The sequence below is a fragment of the Ornithinimicrobium cryptoxanthini genome (assembly GCF_023923205.1).
In the GTDB taxonomy this organism is placed as follows: Bacteria; Actinomycetota; Actinomycetes; order Actinomycetales; family Dermatophilaceae; genus Ornithinicoccus; species Ornithinicoccus cryptoxanthini.
The window spans coordinates 2,618,173-2,639,662 of record NZ_CP099490.1; the positions used below are offsets into that span (position 1 = coordinate 2,618,173).

Genomic DNA, 21,490 nt, shown 5'->3' on the forward strand with positions numbered 1-21,490 from the left:
AGTGCGGCAGTGGGACGCTCAGCCGCGTCACTGGTCCGAACCTTCCATCTATGTGGTGGCATCGGAGTCGTCCAAGGGCTCACGTGGTGTGACCGGGTGGTTGTCCTGCCAGAGGACCTGGCCGGACTCGGCGTCGGCGTAGATGACCACACCGTCTGTGTCGACACGACGCACATAACCCTGCGCTGTGAACAGTTCGTGCCTTGCTCTGCGCTGGCGCTCCCAGACCGCACGCCGTTCTGGTGTGGGGTCCTCGATGTGTGCCCGTCGCGCGATCCAGTCGGGGTCGGTCAGGTACCGCCACCACCGGTTTCGGTCATCCCGGAAGGCCAGCCCTAGCTGCCCAAGCTTCTTCAGGTGCCCTCGGACCGTGGAAGGGTGCCGGCCGGTGACCTGGACGAGGTCTGCCACCGTGCGGCCCGATCCACGTGGCGGGGGCGGCATCCGACGGGAAGGCTGCCGGGCCAGGAACCCAGCAGGTGTGCCAGGCGTGACCCTGCGCAGGGTGCCTTTCCTCCTGATGAGCTTCATTCGAAGCTCGGGGAGGTGCCGGTAGGTCTCGGCCACGCCAGGACCTACTCCTCCGCTGCCGAAAATCGGATGCAATTCCCTGTGCAGAACCGGAACATCTAGATGCCCTCTGGCCAGAGGGTCCTTAGATGTTCCGCTTATGCACATTGGTAGGGCCAACTCCAGGCCCAGGGTGCCGAACTCGTTTCGACCCTGCCGCTCCAACCAGCCTTGCTTCACCAGCCGCGCGATGGCCCTGTTGACCGTCTCGAGCCGGATCGTCGTCGCCTCTGAGATCTGCCGCTGCGACTGCCACACCACCCGACGGCGCGTGGACCTGGCGTTCCAGGCGAGGTGCTCCAGCACCAGGCTGTCGCTGGTCCGCGCCCGACCCTTGCTGACCTCAGGGGGTGCCGCCGCGCGGTAGCTAGCCAGTAGGCCCTCGATCCAGCACTCACAGAAAGCCGGGTTCTCCGTACTCAGCCAACGGGGATGCCCTACCTGCGCCACGGCACCGGCCACGGACCTGTCCCACTGCTTCGCAGCAGCACGAAGACCACCTCTGCGATCACCGCGCAGTTCGACACGGTGCAGGAACTCCTCCCTGACCAAGACCAACGCCTGGGGCACACCCTGGTGGCCGTCGGCGGCCAACCGGACAAGCCTCATCACCGGTCCGAGCACCGCGGGCGTCAGCCGGTCCTCGGCCAGCTGCTTCGACACGCCGTCCACCTGCTGCTGCACACGCCAACAGGGCTCTGCCTCTGGCAGCCGGTCAAGCCATGACGACTCCTGGTGGCCACGGGCAGCATCGATGCGTCCGGGAGTGGTGCCAGTGGCGTCAGACAGCGCCCGCAGACGATCTAGGTACTCATCCAGCTGCCCAGTGGTCACCCGATGGGGCGCGAAGCCCTCGGGGAGGTCCCCGCGGCCGGGCCCGAGCGCCACCGCGTACTGGCCGGTCGCGCGCAACTCAGCCAGCAGGACTGTCCCGTTATCAGTGCGTCGCTCGACAAGTCGGCCACCCCGACCCGTGGGAGCTGGCCCGTCCGTTACCTGGAGGTAGGCGTGCTCCCCCCCCGGACGCCGATGGGCGCTGGCACCGGGCCGGCAACTCCGCTAGGAGGTCTCGGATGCCTCGTCCCTGCGGGCCGGTGTCTGACTAGCCGGCGGCTTCCACGTCCAGGACCACCACCGCCATGGGACCGCCGCACAGCACCGCCCACCCATCGGGGCGCTGCTCCAGCCAGGTGCGGACCTCTTCGTCCGTCGGGCGCTCGAAGACGTAGTCGCACCTACCGCGGCGCCACTTGACCAGAGGCTTCTTGCCGCTGCCCATGGGAATGACGTGGAGCCCCAGGTCCAGCAACCGCTGGAGGTCCGCTGGCCGCCAGGCACTGTCGGTACCCGGAGCTATCCTGCTCCCGAGCACTCGGTCCCCACCGCTTGCGCTCATCGCCGCCCCGGGTTCGCCTCCGGGGCGGCTTCTCTTACCCATGGTGCTTCACCAGGTCGGTCGAGATGACACCGTTGCTGCTGAGTCGAGTTATCCGCCAGGAGATCTCGCTCTTTGGCACGCCGAAGTGGGTGGTCAACTCGGTCAGCGTCCAGCCTTCAGCGACTTTGTCTACCAGCGCCTGATCGTGCTCAGCGGTCCAGGCGGAGCCGACCTCGGCTCTGGTCCTGCCGCCCTCGAGTCGGGTGGCCGAGGCGTCAGCAGTTGCGGACTGCTGGAGCAGTCGCGTGAGTGCCTCGATCTGGTCGGGTCGCAGCCGCGGGGCGGTGGCGACCGTTGCGTCGATGTAGGCAGCAACCTTGTCTGCCGTCAGATCCTGTCGTGCTTCGAGCACGGCCGGGTCGGACTCAAGAGGAGTGCCTCTGGCGTGGGCCTTCTTGGCGGCGTTGCCGAGGCGGGAGCGTGACTGCGAAACGGACACTGGGGAGCCCATCCTTCTGATCGAAGGACGCACGCCCTATGTCGCGTCGGAGACTATGCAGGGCTGGGATCCTCTGCCTGCCTGATCCCTCGGACGGCTCTCATCTGTGTCCGTCCATGACCCTAAGGGACAAGGAACCGGGGGTCAACCGCCTACCCAGCGGACTGGGTGCCCACCTCCCTGATGAGAAGGCGAAGCGTGCCCTTTCGCCACCGCAGCTTCCCTCGCAAGCGTGCGAGGTCGATCTCCCACAGGCCTTCGTCTGGGCAGTCAGCGGTTCGGCACCACGCACCGATGACGCCTGCCCGGCTGTCGCTCAGCTGGATCGGTTCCTGGCCGGTGTAGAGGCTGTCTGGGTCGCGGGTCAGGACTGCCATGAGGTGGCCTTGGCTGCACACGACCTTGCCTCTGACGCGTTCCCTGGGAACGTCGCCTAGTGCCACGTGCAGGTCGGCAGCGACCTGACCGAACGAAGAGTCGCTCATCACTACCTCCTCACGCCGGCGGAGCACCGCTGACCGGTGACCAGATAGTGCGGCACGATAGCCGCAACTGTGACGAGGGCAAGCCCCAGCTTGTGGTGTATGCCGCCGTGATGCTTCGCACCGCCATCGTCGCTGAGCGGGCGCCCGGGCCGCACCGCTGACCGGTGACCAGATAGTGCGGCACGATAGCCGCAACTGTGACGAGGGCAAGCCCCAGCTTGTGGTGTATGCCGCCGTGATGCTTCGCACCGCCATCGTCGCTGAGCGGGCGCCCGGGCGCTGGGAGGTGCACCTCGCCAACGAGAAGTCAGTCGGGTCAGTGTTGACGCCCCTCGTTTCGCAGGGCTCCTGCGTTGCCGTACGCGCCTTTGTACGCACGGCGTCTGCCGCCAGCTGAGGCTGCGCAACTCGACGGCGACTCTGCTGGGCGGGCACGTCCTCAGGGTGGGTCCTTCCGGCCTCAGACGCTTGCTCGCTTCTCCTGCCCAGGGAGGGGATAGGGCTGCGCTGATCTGATAAGGCAACACCTGGCCTGGGTCCGGTATCCCCCAGGCCTCCACTGGACTATCAGGTTTGGCGTCGGCGGAGCAGCAGGAGGCAGAGGAGGGCATAGCCGACGGAGAGGACGCCGAGCATGCCTATGGCCAGGCCCCAGGCCCCCGCGGTGGGGTCCCATAGCTGGTCTGGCGCGACTGCGCCGGGAGGGCTGTGTGCCTGCAGGTTTACGGTGGAGGCGGCGGCGGCAAAGCCCCAGCGGGATGGAGATAGCCAGGCGACCTGTTCGAGGACCGGCCGGTCGACCGTGAACAACCCGCCGGAAAGGACCAGCTGGGCCATGATGGCGAGGACGAAGATGGGCATGACCTGCTCGGGCGTCCTGACAAGCGCAGAGAACGCGAGGCCAAGGGTGGCGGCAGCGAAAGCGCAAAGGGCTGAGGCTGCGATGAGCTCCACCGTCCCGGACGGGAGCAGGGCAGAGTTGGTCGGCGGCTCCTTCATGATGATGGTGACCAGAACCAGGATGACAGCCTGGAGGATGACTAGGATCGCGTACACCATGAGTTTGCCTGCCAGATATATGGCGGGTGACAGGCCGACGTCGCGTTCTCGTCCGAAGATGGCCCGTTCGCTGACCAGTTCGCGGATACTTAGTCCCATGCCCATGAAGCAGGCGCCAATGATGACCAGGATGAGTACTTGCCTCGCTTCGGAGCTGCCCAGGGGGTCAGGAGCGCCCGTCGGCGACGCCATACCGAGGTCGCCCGGCACAAGCCAGGTGAGCATGCCGAGGACGGCCGGAAGCACGACGACGGCCACTGCGTACATGGGGTCAGCCGCGATGATGCGCAGTTGGCGCCGGAGGAGCGTGGAGAGTTGCTGGCGCGCGCTGCGGCGGCCTGACGCTGCGGGTTGTGCAGCCGACGGCGCGTTCGCGCGGGCCGCAGGGGGAACGGGGGTCTGTGGGGTGCTTGCATGCCCCAGGGGTGACTGGGCGAAGCGATCTCGGTGGGTGTCAGGCTCCCTTGCAACGTCGATGAACACGTCCGCATAACGGTCCCTGTTGAAGTGTGGGAGCAGCTCACTCGGAGGACCGTAGTAGGCGACCTTGCCACCGGGTGCGAGAAGCAGCACCCGATCGCACTGGTCTAAGTTGTCCACGCTGTGAGTGACGACGACGACGGTCCGCCCGCCGTCAGCCAGGCGTCGCAGGGTTGCCATCACTTGCGCGTCGAGTCCTGGGTCCAGCCCCGACGTCGGCTCATCCAGGAAGAGCAGGGAGGGCTTCGTGAGAAGCTCCAGGCTCACAGACGCTCTCTTGCGTTGACCGCCTGAGAGGCGGTCGATCCGCGTCGATGCATGTTCCTGCAGACTGAGCTCCTCGAGTACCTCATTGACGCGCTCGGCTCGAGCATCCGTGCCGAGGTCAGGTGGAAAGCGAAGTTCGGCCGCGTAGTCGAGGGCTTGGCGCACGCTTAGTAGCCGGTGTACGACGTCCTCCTGGGGCACCAGCCCTACGCGTTTCCGCATCTCGGCCCGGTTGGCGTACATCTCACGCTGGTCGAAGTACACGGCCCCACCTGATGCGCGTCTGGCACCGGTCATCACGGTGAGCAAGGTGGACTTGCCCGCGCCGGATGGGCCGATAACGGCAACCAGCGAAGCGGGAGGCACCACGAAGTTGACCTGTTCAAGCAGCAGGCGTCCGTCGGGGAGAGCGAAGGAGACTTCCTGGCAGATCACGGATTGTGTTCTCGGGTCTGACGTGGCGACGGTTAGCAGCTCCCCGTCGAACCGGAGGCGCGTTGTACCGATCGTAATGGTGTCCCCTCGCGTGAGGGCAGAGTCCTCGACACTCACTCCATTGACCTGGATACCATTCATTGATCCAAGGTTCTCAATCGCATAGCCATGCGACGTTTTCTTGAGCACAGCGTGGTACCGCGATGCCTGAATATCTGAGAGGACCACGTCGTTGTCAGCCGCTCGCCCGATCGTAGTCAGCCCCGCCGGATTGATCAGAACCGAGTCGTCGCTGGGTTGATCCTCATTGTCCGACGGGGCTGGCGGACTTGTTCCAAGGACCACCTGTCGGCGCCGCTCTACGTGCACCTCCCCCCTTGGCGACCCGGATGTTGCCGCCTCGATGTGGATCTCGATCCCATCGTCCGGATCGGCCAGTAGCAGTCTCGCAACCCGGTCCAATTGCGTGATCTCGGGCAGGCGGTGTCCGTCCTGAAAGGTCCCGTTGCTACCGACGCTCCGGTACACCCAGACCCCGTCACGCTGAGCGACTTCTCCATGGAGTCGGGAGATCCGTGAATCCAGGATCACGACCTGGCAGTTGTGGCCCCTTCCGATCCTGAGAACTTCCCCAGGCCGAACCCGCCACTCCCGATCATTGAGACGCACCACCACCTGTGACGTCCCTCTCATATGGGCGTTCACGAGGGCACGACACGAAGCACTGTGGAGTAGGCGCCGCGCTCGTACTCCGAAACACGAACGACGACCCAGCCCTCTGGGAACCACTCCGAGATGTAGGCGTCGGTGGTGGACCCGCTCCCTTGCCCAGCGTGATCGTCAGAGTAGTAGGACGTCAGGTCATCCATGCCCACAATCCCCATGACGACGTCTCCGGTCTCGGAGACCGTTTCGAAAGTCCAAGAACCCTCAGTCAGGTAGTAACTCACGAAGTGAGCATTCCACCCTTCCCCTTCCACACTAGGCCCCTCGAGCGTAACGTCGCTTGTGGCATCGGTTGCGGCGGACACCGAAACGTAGAAGGCGGCGTCGCCCCCCCCAGAACTAAGAACGTCAATCGCCACGTCGTAGGTTCCTGGGATTAGTCGTGCAGCCAAGGCGGGATCGAGAGCGTGATTGTCCAGCCCCCCGATTGCCTCCGGTCGATCGTCGTTGGACAACTGGAACGACGAAGCCGTGTGCGACAGGCTCAGGGATAGATCGTCATCTTCTTCACCATGTACCGAGACAACGACGGTCGACTCTGTCGCTATGTCGAACCGACCAAGCCAAGTCTCCCCAGCTGCAACGGCCCCATTCACCGACTCACCTACCGTCAAGGGCGTGACAGTCACCGCGGGAGTGGTCGGCTCCGGAGTGGTCGGCTCCGGAGTGGTCGGCTCCGGAGTGGTCGGCTCCGGAGTGGTCGGCTCCGGAGTGGTCGGCTCCGGAGTGGTCGGCTCCGGAGTGGTCGGCGATGGGGTGGTGGATTCCCCTGCGTCGCCGTCCGCGTTGTTGTTGTTCGCGATCGCTAGTCCTCCCACTACCACGGCAGCCATCAGCGCGGCAGCCCCTATGACCATCGGTTTCGTTCGTGATGGTGACGCCGGATCATTGGTTGGTGGGGGCGATGCTCCTGCGTCGTGATCGCCACGGTCGACACGCTGGGTGAGAGCGTCGTGCAACACCGCGTCCTCAGCGGTGGCAGTGTCCGTGGTTCGACCCGGTGCGAGAGCGGTGTGCTCGTCATCGGGCCAGACCGGCGCGGGGGTGGCGTGCGGCCGGGGCGAGGGAGGAATACCTCGGAGTGCGGGCGCCATTACCTCCAACCGATCAGCCACCTGCCCCGCCGAGGGCCGGGCCAGCGGATGCTTTGCCACCATGTCCAGGATCAGGCTCCACAAGGGGTCAGGCACCCCCTCCGGGCGGCCCGGGAGGGCGTGGGCATGCATCGCCATCACCCGCGCGGTGGAATGCCCGGAGAACGGCGCACGGCCGTGGAGCATCTCGTAGAGCACGAACCCCAGTGAATACACGTCCACCGCGGCGCGGCAGTAGGTTGCTTATCGTCGAAGAGCTCAGGCGCGAGGTACTGGGCGGTGCCGATCAACGCGGTCTGCGTCGTTCCCGACGCCGACGCCAGAATCGCGATCCCAAAGTCGGCCAGCCGAGGCTCGGGCTTCGATCCGGCGGAGGTGTCGATCAAGATGTTGGCGGGCTTCAGATCTCGGTGTACCACTCCGGCCTCGTGCGCATACGCCAGCGCACCAGCCATCTTGGCCCCCATCCGGGCGACCTGGGCAGGGGCAATCGGTCCGCCCGCGCCGATCAGTTCAGCCAGATCCCCACCCTCCACCAGATCCATGACGATCGCCATTGTCTGACCCTCAATGACCATGTCATGAATTCGTACCAGGCCCGGGTGGTCAAGGCTGAGCAGAACCTCCCGCTCACGGATGAACCTGCGAACCACGTCTCGATCTGTGGCCAGGTCCTGCCGCAGGGTCTTGATCGCATACCGACCACCGCGATGATCACGGCCCAACCAGACCTGACCCATGCCTCCGTGACCGAGCTCCCGCTCGATCACATACCCGCTCCCGATGGCTCTATCGTTCACCAGGCACCACGGCCTTCCACGCGCATGACTGGGACCCTTGTCCGCCGCCTGGTGACAATGTAGCGCCCCCATCACCCCAGAGACTGGGTTCAGGCGAGTCGGCACATCAACTACTGACCGCCACCCCTTCAGCCTGATGCTCTCATTCCAAGCGGTGACCTCGGGCGCCAACGCGGCCGAGAGCATCTGTCGAGCTGCGTCACCCACGAGCACGTCCAGCAGCGACCCGCGGGTGGAGGCGCGTCCACTTGGACTCAAGATCCCTCGGACCACCGTGAGCAAGCGCGTTCCTTCCCAAGCCGCTGCTCCAACGCGACCCTGATCGGAGCTCTTACGGGCGTGACTTGCTCGGGAGGTACGCCACTTCAGGTCACCCCGCTCAGGGTCATCCACTCGTTCTGATCTTTTCTCCAGGCAAGCTGCAACCCTAACTACGTGGCTCGGCCCTAGGCTGAGCTCGCCGGCCTGCGGTCCGTTCAAGCGACGGACGGCCGGTAGGAACTACTTCGCCGCCGACCACACGACGGCGACTGACCACTGACCCCGCCATGAGTGCCCTGATGAGACGGGCCGGGACGGTTACACCCTCCTAACCCACGACCCACGCTACCGCGACTACATCAAGTCAATCTGGGTTACCCCCGGCAACAGTACGGGCTTAGACCCAATTCAGACCGACCTGGACAGGGACGGCCACGCCGATGCCAGTCCCTGCACGAACACCGTGTCATCGACGCGAATGGACATCGAACCGACGCCGCGACGTCGCCGCACCACCGCTCTGGACGTCGACCACAGGGTGTGCTACTTGTCCGCCCTCCCATGGATCGACAGCCAGTCCGCCGCGAGACGGACAGGGCGAAAGTTAATGTCCCGACCAACAGAAGTACGTGCCGGACCCGTCAACATCGACCCGGGCGGGGTGACTGCTCGGGACTCTCGCCAGATCTACCTGCATCAGGCGCCATCGCTTCTGACGCGCCCCATATCCGCGCCACCCCTGGCTGATTGCTACAGCTCATAGTCGGGGTATTCCATCCAATGAGCGGTCAGGTCGGAGGCGGTGCCCTCGTATGTGTGCAGGCGGCTAAGAGTCATCGTCGACTCATCGCTCCAGATAACTACGGCTTCGTTCTCTGCCTGTCGCTCGAAACCCCGCACGCCCCCGTCGTGGTACTCCAACGTAATGTCAATCGGTGCGTAGGAGACGCTCCCATGCATGGAGACGTATTCCTCGAAGGCTGCCCGAGCGTCCTCCACCGACTCGTAACTGGCGATCACTAGAGTGGCCGGCATGGCGGTGAGCGGGTCGTCGCAACTCATGCGGACGACGTGTGGCTCGGCGTCCCACGGCCAGAAGTGCGGGCCTTGACCATCGGTCAGTTCGCTACAGCTCGATCGATACGCAAGCTGATTGTCGGCGATTAGCTTGAGCATATCTCCTCCCGAGGCGATGACCGGGTGCGTGTTGCCGTTGGCCAGAGCCATGACGACGACCACCGACACCGCTGCCGCGGCGACGACACCCCCTGCCATTACGAGCATCTTCGCCGGTCGCCGTCGCGGCTCACCTTCATCCCTCTCACTTGGCAGGTCCAGCTTCTGCACAGCGGCGTGGGCCTCTGAGGAGCGTGATGGTGACGCCGGATCATTGGTTGGTGGGGGCGATGCTCCTGCGTCGTGATCGCCACGGTCGACACGCTGGGTGAGAGCGTCGTGCAACACCGCGTCCTCAGCGGTGGCAGTGTCCGTGGTTCGACCCGGTGCGAGAGCGGTGTGCTCGTCATCGGGCCAGACCGGCGCGGGGGTGGCGTGCGGCCGGGGCGAGGGAGGAATACCTCGGAGTGCGGGCGCCATTACCTCCAACCGATCAGCCACCTGCCCCGCCGAGGGCCGGGCCAGCGGATGCTTTGCCACCATGTCCAGGATCAGGCTCCACAAGGGGTCAGGCACCCCCTCCGGGCGGCCCGGGAGGGCGTGGGCATGCATCGCCATCACCCGCGCGGTGGAATGCCCGGAGAACGGCGCACGGCCGTGGAGCATCTCGTAGAGCACGAACCCCAGTGAATACACGTCCACCGCGGCAGTAGGTTGCTTATCGTCGAAGAGCTCAGGCGCGAGGTACTGGGCGGTGCCGATCAACGCGGTCTGCGTCGTTCCCGACGCCGACGCCAGAATCGCGATCCCAAAGTCGGCCAGCCGAGGCTCGGGCTTCGATCCGGCGGAGGTGTCGATCAAGATGTTGGCGGGCTTCAGATCTCGGTGTACCACTCCGGCCTCGTGCGCATACGCCAGCGCACCAGCCATCTTGGCCCCCATCCGGGCGACCTGGGCAGGGGCAATCGGTCCGCCCGCGCCGATCAGTTCAGCCAGATCCCCACCCTCCACCAGATCCATGACGATCGCCATTGTCTGACCCTCAATGACCATGTCATGAATTCGTACCAGGCCCGGGTGGTCAAGGCTGAGCAGAACCTCCCGCTCACGGATGAACCTGCGAACCACGTCTCGATCTGTGGCCAGGTCCTGCCGCAGGGTCTTGATCGCATACCGACCACCGCGATGATCACGGCCCAACCAGACCTGACCCATGCCTCCGTGACCGAGCTCCCGCTCGATCACATACCCGCTCCCGATGGCTCTATCGTTCACCAGGCACCACGGCCTTCCACGCGCATGACTGGGACCCTTGTCCGCCGCCTGGTGACAATGTAGCGCCCCCATCACCCCAGAGACTGGGTTCAGGCGAGTCGGCACATCAACTACTGACCGCCACCCCTTCAGCCTGATGCTCTCATTCCAAGCGGTGACCTCGGGCGCCAACGCGGCCGAGAGCATCTGTCGAGCTGCGTCACCCACGAGCACGTCCAGCAGCGACCCGCGGGTGGAGGCGCGTCCACTTGGACTCAAGATCCCTCGGACCACCGTGAGCAAGCAGGACCACCCGGCCTCACGGCTCAAGTTGCGAAGAGAAACCTAGCCGATAACGTCAGGCTCATTGATCCAGATCTCCTCGACGTGCGGGTCGTCGAGGTACTGCTGCAGCGGCCCGAGACCGGCCACTGACTCGAGCAGCAGCCGGCGGGCTTCCTCGGGGTCCTGCAGCGGACGGATCCCGCCCTCCAACGCACGGTCATCGAAGCCGGTGACGACCTCGCGCACGAGCTGCCGCAGGGCAAGATCATCGGTGACCGGGTCCAGGCGACGATGCCGGATCTGGTCGCGGACCTCGTCCTCCAGCGACTGGAATGTGCTCGACTGCACCCTGTCCCCCTAGCCTCCGGCAGCACCGGACCAAAACCTCCCCTGCGCTTCCCGGCAGGCACAATGGGAACCACATAACTGGCTCCACGCCCTCAGGTAAACAGATCTGACGAAACCTTTGCGAGGTTTTGGCAAATCTGTGGACAACTGCTGGGCTGTGGACAACTCTGCGGCTCAGGTGGCCAGAACCGGCACGATCGGACCGTGCAGCTGCGACTCTCCTTCGTCGACGGGCTCCGAGTCAGGACCGTGAGCGTCCGCGCTCCCCGGGGCTCGACCTGGGCGACCCTGGCCCCCGCCCTGGGCCTCGCCTGCCGGGACAGGCTGGTGGTGGAGTATGCCGGACGCACAGAAGCGTTGCGACCTCACGCTGTTCTGGGGTCACCACCACTGGTCCACGGCGTCACGATCCGCCCCGGAGAGCTGGACGAGCGGCTGGGACCTGAGGCCCCGGTGTCGGTCCTGGTCACGTCGGGACCAGACGCCGGGGCAGCCCATCGGCTGCGCCCGGGCAGCCACGTCACCTTCGGGCGGGACCCGTGGGTTGACGTGGTGGTGCACGACCCCGGCCTGTCTCGCCACCATGCCACCCTGTCCACCACACGAGCAGGGATCGTGGTCGAGGACGCAGCATCGACCAACGGAACCCGCCTCGGCGAGACGGTCCTGGACGAGCCAACGGTGTGGCCGCCCTCCGTCCCGCTGCGCCTCGGGTCCACGGTGCTTGAGCTGGCTCCGGACGCTGCCGCGGTGTCACGTGCGGTGCCCGACGGCGAGGGATACCTGGTCGTGCCTCCCCGGGACCGGCAGCCGCCCCCCATCGAGCCGGTGGCGTGGAAACTGCCGTCGCTGATCACACCCACCCCGCCGACCCCACCCGCCGTCCTGGGTTGGTTGCTGCCCGTCCTGGTGTCCGTCCTGCTGGCTGTCGCCCTGCGGATGCCTGCTCTCATGCTCTTCGGGCTCATGGCCCCCGCCATGTCGCTCGGCGGATATCACGGCGAGCGCCGCCGGCATCGTCGCGAGTGCGCGCGGACACGTCAGGACCACGCACGCCAGGTGTCGCAGGTCCGTCGCACCGTGCTCAAGGCGGTGTCCGACGAGGCCCACACCCGCGCCGAGCGGGTGCCCGACCTGGCCCGCCTCCTGCGGGCAGCAGCATCCACCAGCGACCTGCTGTGGAGCCGCTCCCACGACACCGTGCTCTGTCGCCTCGGCCTGGGTGTGCAGGCCACGATGGTGTCGTTGGACGGAGACCTGCAGGCCGGTGTCGGCATCCCGATCGAGGTGGACCTGTCCGGCGGGCTGGCCCTTGTCGGTGTCCCGGAGGCGGTGCACGCACTTGCCCGCAACGTGCTGGTCCAGCTCGCCGTGCTGCACGCACCGAGCCGACTCCGGATGAGAGCACGCGAGGCCGGGCCCGCGTGGGACTGGCTGGCCTGGCTGCCGCACACGCGAGAGGAGTCGCCGGCGCGCGAGACCACCGCCACCATCACCCTCCACGACCTGACGGGGAGCGGACAGCACGGAGTCGGGCACCCACCGATCTCCTGCGCTGCATCGGCTCCTGCCGGACGCGACGCGGGCTCCGCTCTCGTCCGGGACATCCCGCTCGTGTTGTGCGAGGAGGAGTCACAGGTGCCTGACCTGGCGACGGTGGTGCGCGTCAGCGGCACACAACTGCAGGTGCAGACCGCAGACGTCGTGATTGCGGGCACTCCCGACCTGCTCTCGCGGCCGCGGGCTGTCCGGGCGGCTCGCCTCCTTGCCGCGCTCGCCGACCGTTCTGGCGGTGCAGCCACCAGCGCGGTCCCAGAGACCGTGCCCTTTTCCGCGGTTGCCCCGACCACCATCACCGGGGCCGAGGTCACCGACCTATGGCGGGCCGAACCCCGGGCGACCCGCTTCCCCCTCGGTCAGGACGCAGAGGGCGCCGTCACCCTCGATCTCGTCGCGGACGGCCCGCACGCACTGGTGGCCGGCACCACCGGGTCGGGCAAGTCCGAGCTGCTCCGCACGCTGATCGCCTCCCTGGCGCTCGTCAACCGCCCCGACGAGCTAGTCCTGGTGCTGGTGGACTACAAGGGCGGATCGGCCTTTGCCGACGCCACGGCGCTCCCGCACGTCGTGGGCATGGTCACCGATCTCGACCCCCATCTCGCGGACCGTGCCCTGACCTCACTGACTGCCGAGCTCAGACGTCGAGAGCGCATCCTGGCCCATGCCGGCGTGCCGGACCTTCCGGCATACCAGGCTCTCAGCGGTCTCGCACCGCTGCCACGACTCGTGCTGGTGATCGACGAGTTCCGCGCCCTGGCCGAGGAACTGCCGGACTTCTTGGAGGGGCTGGTCCGCATCGCCGCGCTGGGCCGCTCCCTGGGGGTGCACCTGGTGCTCGCGACCCAGCGACCCGGTGGCGTGGTCTCGGCAGACGTGCGCGCCAACGTCAACCTCCGGATCGCCCTGCGGGTGCGCGATTCCTCTGACTCCTACGACGTCCTCGACTCCCCTGCGGCCGCGCAGCTGCCCGAGGGTGTCCCCGGACGGGCGCTGGTCCGGACCGGTTCCTCGCCGCCTCGTGAGCTCCAGGTCGCCAGCGTCACACTGCCCGCCACACCGTCCGAGGACGTGCGCCATCTCAGCATCAGCACCGTGTCCGATCTCTGGGCCACCGACAGACACGCTGTGCCAGAGACGAACTCGACCGACATTCCTGACGGACAATCCACGCTGGTGCGTGTCGTCGCCGCCACGACCGAGGCCGCAACCTTCGTCGGCGCCCACGCCCCCTCCTCCCCGTGGCTGCCGCCGCTGCCGGAGACCCTCTCGCTCGCCGGTCTGTCGGGCCACACCGACCCGCCGGCCGAGGGCGAGGGCGAACACACGGCCTACGCGCTCCCCCTCCTGCTGACCGACCTGCCGACCCAGCAGGCCCAGGCCGTGCACGTCTGGCAGCCCCTGCTGGAAGGTCACCTCGGCATCGTCGGGGCCGGTCGGACCGGCCGGACCACGCTGGTGCGCACCGCCCTCGCTGGACTGGTGGCGCACCACCCCGACGACGTGCACATCTATGCCTTCGACATGGGCGCCAGCATCGGGCCGATCGGTGACGCCCCGCATGTGGGTGCCGTGCTGGGCCCGGCGGACGTCGCCAGGGGAGCTCGGGTGATCGGCCACCTGATCACGCTGGTGGAGGCGCGTCAGCGTGACCTCGCCGCACGAGGACACACCTCGCTGTCCGAGCAACGCGCCTCAGGCGACCAACCATGGCCGCTCGTCGTGCTGGTCATCGACGGCTGGGCCCGCTTCGCCGAGGTGTTCGGTGAGGCCGACCGTGGACGGCCGTTCGATCAGGTGACCCAGCTCCTGCGCGAGGGCCTCGCGGTCGGGGTGGTCGCGCTCCTGACCGGTGACCGCACACTGCTCGGGGGACGCATCGCCCCGCTGGTGCCGCAGCTGTGGGCACTGCGCCTGACCGACCCCTCCGACCTGCTGCTGGCCGGACTGACCCGAGGACAGGTGCCATCGCGTATGCCGCCAGGCCGGGTCGTCCGTCTGCGGGACGGCGTCGTGGGGCAGGTCGCGACCGTGGGTGCGTCGGCTGAGGGAGCCGACCAGGTCACCGCGTTGGACCGGCTCGTGCGGGCGAGCCTCGACCACTCCGCCAGCGTGCCACCGCGCCGCTTCCGCCCGCTGCCGCGGACCATCACCCTGTCCGAGCTCGCAGGCAGGGGGCCGTTGCCTGCCGGGCTGCTCGTCGGCGCGGGCGGGGACGGTGCGGATCCACGCGTGATCCCGGTCGGGCCGGGTGGTCCCGGGGCCATTGCCGTCCTGGGACCGCCGGGCAGCGGTCGCACCACGACCCTGCGCACACTCGAAACGGCAGCAGGGCAACGGGGCTGGGTCGTCGTGTCCGTGGCCGACGAGCATCTGCACGACCCTGCCCTGCTCGCGGACGCGCTGCACGCTGCGAGCAGCGAGGAGCGCGGAGTGCTGGTGACGACGGAGCTGGAGGACCTGGCCGGCACGCAGACGGAGGACGCGCTGATGGCCTGGCTCGCTCAGGCGGGGGTCCGTCCCGCTGCCGGCCCAGCGTCACCGAGCAGACTCCTGGCGTGTGCTGGCGGCACGGACAGCTTCGGCGGCTTTCGCGGACTGGGTCAACGCGTGGCCCGCGAGCGCACCGGGATCGTGCTGCAACCAGTCAGCCCCCACGACGGGAGCGCCCTAGGATTCAACGTGCCCTGCGGTGACCTGCCCCTCCCGGGTCGGGGCGTGCTGGTGCTGCGCGGTGAGACCAGCCCGATCCAGGTGGCTCACCCGGGCAGCTGACTGCTCTCATCCAGGCGGCCCATCAGCAGCGTGGAAGCGATCGTGACGATGGCTGTGACCAAGATGGCGGCGGCCAACCCGGCCGGCGCGAACTGGAACATCGCGATGCCCAGCGGCACCAGCAGGAAGTTGAACGCGATCGCCGGTGCCTGGGCCCGAGGGTGACGCCGCCACAGGCCGGCTGCGACATAGCTGAGTCCGACGACGAAGACCACCATGGTCACCACCGACATCAGCACGATCATCACGTCGGTGCTCTCTCCGAGCACCAGCTCGACCAGATAGAACACGGCAAACCCCGCAATGGCCAGTGCCTCCAGCCCGATCAGCACGGCGGCACACCGACCGAGCGCGAACTGACGGCTGGTGGGTGCGGTGGAGGTCACGGGCATGGAGCCAAGCGTAATCTCCCGGCCCCGCGCTGCGGGACCGGGCGAGCACGGGGTCCGCGACCTGCAGTCAGCTCGTCGACAGCAGCCGGATCACCGCACGCTCGAGCTTGGCGCGCACGTGCGGGCGGTCCAGGTTGTCCGAGCCGACGCGCTCGATCGCTGCGGCGATGGTGCGACCGGACTCCTGGGCGCTCACCACGCGCGGGTCGACATAGGAGCCCCGGGCCACCGCGGGGGTGTTGCCCAGGTCGTCAGCAACCCTGCTCATCACCTCACGCAGGATCCGACGCCGCTCGGTGTCGCTGGCCGGCTCCTGCGCCTCCGCCAGATAGAGCGCCGCCCGCACCGTCGCCTGCCACGTGCGCAGGTCCTTGACCGAGCACTCCTCCCCCGCGAGCTCCTTGAACCTGGTGTTGATGTCGTCGGCGTGCACCTCGCGCCAGTCGCCGCCGGCCGCGGGGCGATAGCAGAACAACCGGTCCGTCCCGGTGCGCGCACGGCGCAGTGCCTTGACCAGCTCGGACAGGTCCTTGTCCTTGAGCGTGACATCCCGGTCCAGACCCCCCTTGGCGACGAAGCTGAACCGCACGGCCGTGCCCTTGACAGAGACGTGCTCGCGCAGCAGCGTGGCGACGCCGTGCGTGTCGTGCTCCTCGGCATACGCCTCGCCACCGGTGCGGAACGCGCCGGAGTCCAGCATCCGCAGCATCCCGGCCAGCACCCGCTCGGAGGTCAGGCCGTCCGAGCGCAGGTCCTTGGTGATCTGCGCACGCACGGTCGGGAGCCGCCGGGCCATCGCGACGACCCGGTCGTGCTTGGCATCGGCCTGCTTCTGCGACCACCCGGGGTGATAGATGTATTGCCGCCGGCCCGCGTCGTCGGTGCCGATCGCCTGGATGTGGGTCAGCTCGTCGGGACTGATCCACACGTCCCGCCACGCGGGTGGGATCGCCAGGGCATCGATGCGTTCTTTGACCGCGGCACCCACCGCACGCCCGGTCGGTCCGGCATAGCTGAAGCCCCGGCCGCGACGGCGCCGGGTGATGCCCGGGGCATCAAGGTCGGCGCGGCGCAGCCGGGGCATCGTCTGTGGTCCGCTCAGAAGACCGGTTTGCCACCGGTCACGCCCACCACGGTCCCGGACACATAACTGGCGTCCTTGGGCGAGGCGAGGAAGACGAACGCGCCCGCCAGCTCGGCCGGCTGACCGGCCCGACCGAGCGGGGTGTCGGCACCGAACTTCTCCATGCTCTCGGCCTCCTTGGTGGCCGGCTGCAGCGGCGTCCAGATGGGCCCGGGCGCGACGGCGTTGACCCGGATCCCGCGCTCGCCGACCTGGGCCGCCAGGTTGACCGTGAAGTTGTTGATCGCGGCCTTGGTCGCGGCATAGTCCAACAGGCTCGGCGACGGGTCATAGGCCTGGATCGAGCTGACGTTGATGATGCTGGCGCCTTTGCCCAGGTGCGGGAGCGCCGCCTTGGTCAGCCACATCAGCGCATAGAGGTTGGTCTTGAAGATCCGGTCCATCCGCTCGGTGCTCATGTCCTCCAGACCCGAGTCCCGGGCCCACTGCGCACCGGCGTTGTTGACCAGGATGTCGAGACCACCGAGCTCCTGGACCGTCTTGTCGATGATCTCCTGGCAGGTCGACTCCTGCATGATGTCGCCCGGGCACAGCACTGCCGTGCGACCCGCCTTGCGGATCCACTCGGCCGTGTCCTCGGCGTCCTCCTGCTCCTCAGGCAGATACGACAGGACGACGTCGGCACCCTCACGGGCAAACGCTATCGCGACCGCCCGGCCGATGCCTGAGTCGCCTCCGGTCACGACCGCCCGCAGTCCCTCGAGCTTGCCGCTGCCCTCATAGGTGTCCTCACCGTGGTCGGGCACCGGGTCCATCTGCTTCGTGCTGCCGGGAGGCTCCTGGCGCTGCGCCGGGAACCCGCCGGCGTCGTTGGTCATCTGCTCGGCCTGCTGGGCCACTGGTGACTCGGGCATATCCTGACCTCCTGCGGTCGCTTCGGTTTCACCGTCCACGCTAGGACGCGGCCGCAGCCCACGCGCTCCGAGAGGTTGCCCCCGGTTGACCCTCACCCTGGTTGAGGCCGCACAGTGGTCCCGTGACCGACACCTCCTCGCGCCTGCTCGCGATCGGCGAGCTCTCCCGCGCCAGCGGCCTGACCGTCAGCGCCCTGCGCTTCTATGACCGCGAGTTCGTGCTCGTGCCCGCCGAGGTCGACCCGGACACCGGCTACCGCCGCTACTCCCCCGGCCAGGTGCAGCAGGCCCGGCTGCTCGCGGGGATGCGCCGGGTCGGCATGCCGCTGGCCGAGATGAGCGCGGTCCTGGAGTCGCTGCCGGACACCGAGGTCGCCGAGGACCTGCTCTCCGCCCACCTGCGCCGACTCGAGGACGGTCTCACCGACGCGCGCCGCGAGGTGGCGCGGCTGACCGGACTGCTCTCTGGGCCCCGTCAGGAGCCGCTCGAGCTCGTCGTCGACGCCTCCGCACTCGCCCGGGCGATCGACAGCGTGCGTTATGCCGCGTCGACCGATCCTGACTTCCCGATGCTGTGCGCGGTGCTCGTCGACCCGCACCCGGACGGAGTGCGGCTGGTGGCCACCGACCGCTACCGCCTGGCGGTCGCCGAGGTCGAGGGTGCCCCTGCCGGCCACGCCGAGGGGCGTATGTCGTTGCTCCCGACCACGCTCGTCGACCGGTTGCGCAGGGCCCTGTGGGAGACGTGGCACGAGGCTGGCGGAGGCCTGCGGGTCCAGCTGCGGATCTCTCCCCACCACTTCACCGCCGTGCTGCCCGGGGGCGTGGGCGGCGGGAGCGAGGAGGTCGTGGGCGAGACCCTGGGGCTGGACTTCCCTGACTACCGCCGGCTGCTGCATGACGAGCGCGCCCCGGAGGCGACCTCGACGCGCATCCCGGTGGTCGACATACTCGCTGATCTTGCGGAGCTGTCGCAGCCTCGCGTCCACCTGGGGACAGCGGGTGTGACGACCGATCCCGGCGACGGGGTCTTGGTGGACCGGGCCTTCCTGTGGGAGGCGGCGAGCACCCTCGGTGAGGGCTATGCGGTGCTCCCGACCGATGGCGAGATCGCGCCCCTGGCGCTGCGTGGCGCCGATGGTGCCCGCCTGTCGCTGGTGATGCCGGTCCGTCCGGAGCCCGCACCGTGAGCGTCCTGCTGCATGTGTGCGGCGCGTGCCGGCACCGGGAGACCTCCCACCAGGGCGGTGACCGCGGCTACAGCGGCTGTCCGTGTTGCCGGGACACGGGAGACATCGACCCCGAGCCGCTGCTCGTGCAGACCTGGGCGCTGCCTGGCTGGGCGATCGAGCCGCTCTATCGACCTGGGTCCCAGTGGAATGCCGGCACCACGCACCGTCTGGAGCTGTGTGACTGCGCGGGCTGTCACGCCCGCTACCGCGAGCTCGCGGCCGAGGCAGCCACCGCCTCCTCGACGACCGGCACCAACCTGGCGCGCAGCGGCTCAAGCAGCGAGACGGCATAGGTGTTGGTGATGTGCGACCCCTGGCGATAGACCAGCACGTCACCGATGACCGGTGGGCAGTCCTCGAGGGGGCAGATCCAGTCGTTCATCGTCAGGAAGGTCGCCGTCGCGACCCGGGCGGCCGCCTCCCGAAGAGCCGTGGTGCCACTGCCGTCGGAACGGCCAAAGGCACAGTGGGAGACGTCGTCACGGTGCTCGGAGACACACTCATAGACGGACACCTCACCTGGGCTCGGGGTGTCTGAGAGCACGATGACGGGCACCCCGACCCGACCCAGGTCCGACCAGTAGTCGACATAGCCCGCCGAGAGCCGGTCCCGCCGCTCCTGCCCCGTGCCCTCGCCGGCACCATGCTTGACACCCGAGACGATCACGACGTCTGGCTGCTCGGGGCCGAGGAGCCGTTCGTGGACCCGCTGACCCCACTGCAGGCAGCTGCCGTCGTCATCGATCGTGGCGGCCGTCCAGGTGCACCCCGACCGGGTGTAGAGGTGCAGCGCCCACCCCTGCTCGGTCGCGAGCTGCTCGAGGACATCGCCCCACTGGCCGATCTTGGAGTCGCCGACCAAGGCCACGACCAGCTCCCCGTCGGGATCGCCCGCCACGCAGCGGACCACCTCGGTCTCACCGAGCTTGCCGGAGCAGCCGCGAGCATAGAGGGCGGGCACGTCCTTGGTGGCCAGCAGGGGATCAGGCGAGATCGACTCCGGCGTGAGGTCGATCCTGGAGAGGTCTGGCCCCGTCGCGGCCAGGTCCGGCACCCGGTCGCCCTCGCCCTCGCCCTGGCTCGTGTTCGGGGCGGTCGAAGCGGTCGCCCCGTTGCCGTCGCCGTCGCCGTCGCCGTCGACGTCGACGTCGACGTCGACGTCGCCCGAGCCTGGCCCTGTGGGCTCCACGGCAGGCTGGTCCCCGCCCAGCATGGCGCTGGCTCCCGGAGCCGCCTCGGCCTGCTCGATGGAGGAGGCCATCCCCCGCACCAGGGTGAGCCCCGCGCCCACCCCGAGCACGGTGCAGGCTGCTCCGAGGCCGAGCGCGAGGGTGGGCAGCCTGGACATCACCGGTGCCGAGCGGATCGGGTTCTCGACCAACGCATAGGTCAGCCGTGCCGGGACATAGGAGAGTGCGGCGATCGCCACGCCCTGCCAGAGGGAGAGCTCGCCCCAGGCCGCTGCCGCGACCACCAGCAGCGGCCAGTGCCACAGATAAAGGGAGTATGACGTGGCACCGATCTCGCGCATCGGTGCGGCTCCCAGGAGCCGGACCGGGCCACGGGAGCGAGCAGCGAAGCCTCCGGCGATGACGGCGGCGGTGCCCAGCGTCGGCAGGAGTGCGGCAGACCCGGGCCAGGGCGTCGCCGGTCCCAGGAGCGTTGCGGACGAGGCCAGGGCCAGCAGTCCGGCCCACGCGATTCCGGTCGCCGGCCCCGGGGCCACGCGCTGCCAGAACGGCGCGGTGATGGCAACCAGGCCGCCGATCCCCAGCTCCCATAACCGGGTCGTGGTGACGAAGTAGGCGGTCTCGGGCTGAGTCGCCGTCGCCACCACCGACCACCCGAGCGACGCCAGGACGACCAGCACGAGGAGCGCACCAAGCACGGGGCGGGTCCGCAGGCGGTGACGGTGGACCAGCCACGCGCCGAGCACAATCAGCAGGGGCCAGAAGATGTAGAACTGCTCCTCCACCGCGAGCGACCAGTAGTGCTGCACCGGTGACGCGACCGAGTCCTCGGCCAGGTAGTCGACCGACCGGCTGGCCAGGCGCCAGTTGACCAGATAGGCCGCTGACGCCACCAGGTCGCCACCGATCTCGGCCCACCGGATCCTGGGGATGAACAGCCAGCTGAGGATGCCGGTCGCGACCAGCACCAGCGAGGCCGCCGGCAGCAGCCGCTTGGCGCGGCGGGCATAGAAGGTGAGCAGAGAGACCCGTCCCGAGCGCTCGACCTCACGGACCAGCAACCCGGTGATCAGGAACCCGGAGATGACAAAGAAGACGTCGACCCCGGCGAAGCCGCCGGGCGCGAAGGGCAGGCCCGCATGGAAGGCGAGCACCATGAGCACCGCAACCGCCCGGAGGCCCTCGATGTCGGGACGGAAGTGCGCGGTGCCGGAGTGTCTTCCGGGCACCTGTGCAGCCTACTTCCCGGGACCTGTCAGGACGTGCCCGTGAGCGCGGCGCGCCGGGAC

General features: G+C 68.1%; 15 protein-coding genes and 1 pseudogene. 3 read left to right on the forward strand and 13 right to left on the reverse strand.

Translation table 11 applies throughout. The features are described from left to right. Positions 1 to 48 precede the first annotated feature (48 nt). From NF557_RS12085 to NF557_RS12120, 9 genes and pseudogenes are all read right to left on the reverse strand, one after another. The gene (locus tag NF557_RS12085; RefSeq protein ID WP_252619685.1) at positions 49 to 1,233 is read right to left on the reverse strand and encodes a helix-turn-helix domain-containing protein; all 1,185 of its coding nucleotides are present in this window, start codon (positions 1,231 to 1,233) and stop codon (positions 49 to 51) included. Between the two features lie 439 nt (positions 1,234 to 1,672). Then, the gene (locus NF557_RS17865; RefSeq protein ID WP_252619687.1) at positions 1,673 to 1,849 is read right to left on the reverse strand and encodes a hypothetical protein; all 177 of its coding nucleotides are present in this window, start codon (positions 1,847 to 1,849) and stop codon (positions 1,673 to 1,675) included. Between the two features lie 151 nt (positions 1,850 to 2,000). Continuing rightward, on the reverse strand, positions 2,001 to 2,447 hold the full coding sequence (locus NF557_RS12095) for a hypothetical protein (protein ID WP_252619689.1): 447 nt from the start codon (positions 2,445 to 2,447) through the stop codon (positions 2,001 to 2,003). 1,052 nt (positions 2,448 to 3,499) lie between these two features. Next, the gene (locus NF557_RS12100; protein ID WP_252619691.1) at positions 3,500 to 5,878 is read right to left on the reverse strand and encodes an ATP-binding cassette domain-containing protein; all 2,379 of its coding nucleotides are present in this window, start codon (positions 5,876 to 5,878) and stop codon (positions 3,500 to 3,502) included. Next, the gene (locus tag NF557_RS12105; RefSeq protein WP_252619693.1) at positions 5,875 to 6,732 is read right to left on the reverse strand and encodes a hypothetical protein; all 858 of its coding nucleotides are present in this window, start codon (positions 6,730 to 6,732) and stop codon (positions 5,875 to 5,877) included. Before NF557_RS12105 ends, NF557_RS12100 begins: the two co-directional genes overlap by 4 nt. A gap of 327 nt (positions 6,733 to 7,059) precedes the next feature. After that, positions 7,060 to 7,179, reverse strand: a pseudogene (locus tag NF557_RS17870) (hypothetical protein); the annotation flags it as partial. Beyond that, complete coding sequence (locus tag NF557_RS12110; protein WP_252619695.1) at positions 7,131 to 7,763, reverse strand: serine/threonine-protein kinase; 633 nt, start codon at positions 7,761 to 7,763, stop codon at positions 7,131 to 7,133. The pseudogene NF557_RS17870 and the gene NF557_RS12110, both read right to left, overlap by 49 nt. A 1,041-nt stretch (positions 7,764 to 8,804) precedes the next feature. Continuing rightward, a complete protein-coding gene (locus NF557_RS12115; RefSeq protein WP_252619697.1) occupies positions 8,805 to 10,415 on the reverse strand; it encodes a serine/threonine-protein kinase in 1,611 nt (536 codons plus the stop codon). A 354-nt stretch (positions 10,416 to 10,769) separates the two neighbouring features. After that, positions 10,770 to 11,057, reverse strand: coding sequence for a hypothetical protein (locus tag NF557_RS12120; RefSeq protein WP_252619699.1), 288 nt, complete (start codon positions 11,055 to 11,057; stop codon positions 10,770 to 10,772). Between the two features lie 204 nt (positions 11,058 to 11,261). On the opposite strand from NF557_RS12120, the gene NF557_RS12125 reads away from it, so the two are divergent. Continuing rightward, entirely contained in the window at positions 11,262 to 15,389 is a 4,128-nt protein-coding gene (locus tag NF557_RS12125; protein WP_252619701.1) for an FtsK/SpoIIIE domain-containing protein, read from the forward strand. Here NF557_RS12125 and NF557_RS12130 read toward each other — a convergent pair. The 3 genes from NF557_RS12130 to NF557_RS12140 form a co-directional block, all read right to left on the reverse strand. Then, positions 15,374 to 15,781 (reverse strand): hypothetical protein, encoded by a 408-nt coding sequence (locus tag NF557_RS12130; protein ID WP_252619703.1) that lies wholly within the window; start codon positions 15,779 to 15,781, stop codon positions 15,374 to 15,376. The two genes, NF557_RS12125 and NF557_RS12130, sit on opposite strands and share 16 nt — an antisense overlap. A gap of 67 nt (positions 15,782 to 15,848) precedes the next feature. Beyond that, positions 15,849 to 16,865: a DNA topoisomerase IB gene (locus NF557_RS12135; protein WP_252619705.1), complete on the reverse strand. Its 1,017-nt coding sequence runs from the start codon at positions 16,863 to 16,865 to the stop codon at positions 15,849 to 15,851. 14 nt (positions 16,866 to 16,879) lie between these two features. Beyond that, positions 16,880 to 17,779, reverse strand: coding sequence for an SDR family oxidoreductase (locus tag NF557_RS12140; protein WP_252619707.1), 900 nt, complete (start codon positions 17,777 to 17,779; stop codon positions 16,880 to 16,882). Positions 17,780 to 17,901: 122 nt separating this feature from the next. Here NF557_RS12140 and NF557_RS12145 point away from each other — a divergent pair, with 122 nt between their 5' ends. Both NF557_RS12145 and NF557_RS12150 read left to right on the forward strand, forming a co-directional pair. Next, positions 17,902 to 18,969, forward strand: coding sequence for a DNA polymerase III subunit beta family protein (locus NF557_RS12145; protein ID WP_252619709.1), 1,068 nt, complete (start codon positions 17,902 to 17,904; stop codon positions 18,967 to 18,969). Beyond that, positions 18,966 to 19,304 (forward strand): hypothetical protein, encoded by a 339-nt coding sequence (locus tag NF557_RS12150; RefSeq protein WP_252619711.1) that lies wholly within the window; start codon positions 18,966 to 18,968, stop codon positions 19,302 to 19,304. Before NF557_RS12145 ends, NF557_RS12150 begins: the two co-directional genes overlap by 4 nt. On the opposite strand, the gene NF557_RS12155 is transcribed toward NF557_RS12150, so the two are convergent. Continuing rightward, positions 19,214 to 21,430: an acyltransferase family protein gene (locus NF557_RS12155; RefSeq protein ID WP_252619713.1), complete on the reverse strand. Its 2,217-nt coding sequence runs from the start codon at positions 21,428 to 21,430 to the stop codon at positions 19,214 to 19,216. The two genes, NF557_RS12150 and NF557_RS12155, sit on opposite strands and share 91 nt — an antisense overlap. Positions 21,431 to 21,490: the final 60 nt, after the last annotated feature.

Excerpts from the sequence above, each read along its gene's own strand:
- NF557_RS17865 (WP_252619687.1), bottom strand. The coding sequence starts at position 1,849 with ATGGGCAGCGGCAAGAAGCCTCTGGTCAAGTGGCGCCGCGGTAGGTGC.
- NF557_RS12105 (WP_252619693.1), bottom strand. The coding sequence starts at position 6,732 with ATGGCTGCCGTGGTAGTGGGAGGACTAGCGATCGCGAACAACAACAAC.
- NF557_RS12130 (WP_252619703.1), bottom strand. The coding sequence starts at position 15,781 with ATGCCCGTGACCTCCACCGCACCCACCAGCCGTCAGTTCGCGCTCGGT.
- NF557_RS12135 (WP_252619705.1), bottom strand. The coding sequence starts at position 16,865 with ATGCCCCGGCTGCGCCGCGCCGACCTTGATGCCCCGGGCATCACCCGG.
- NF557_RS12140 (WP_252619707.1), bottom strand. The coding sequence starts at position 17,779 with ATGCCCGAGTCACCAGTGGCCCAGCAGGCCGAGCAGATGACCAACGAC.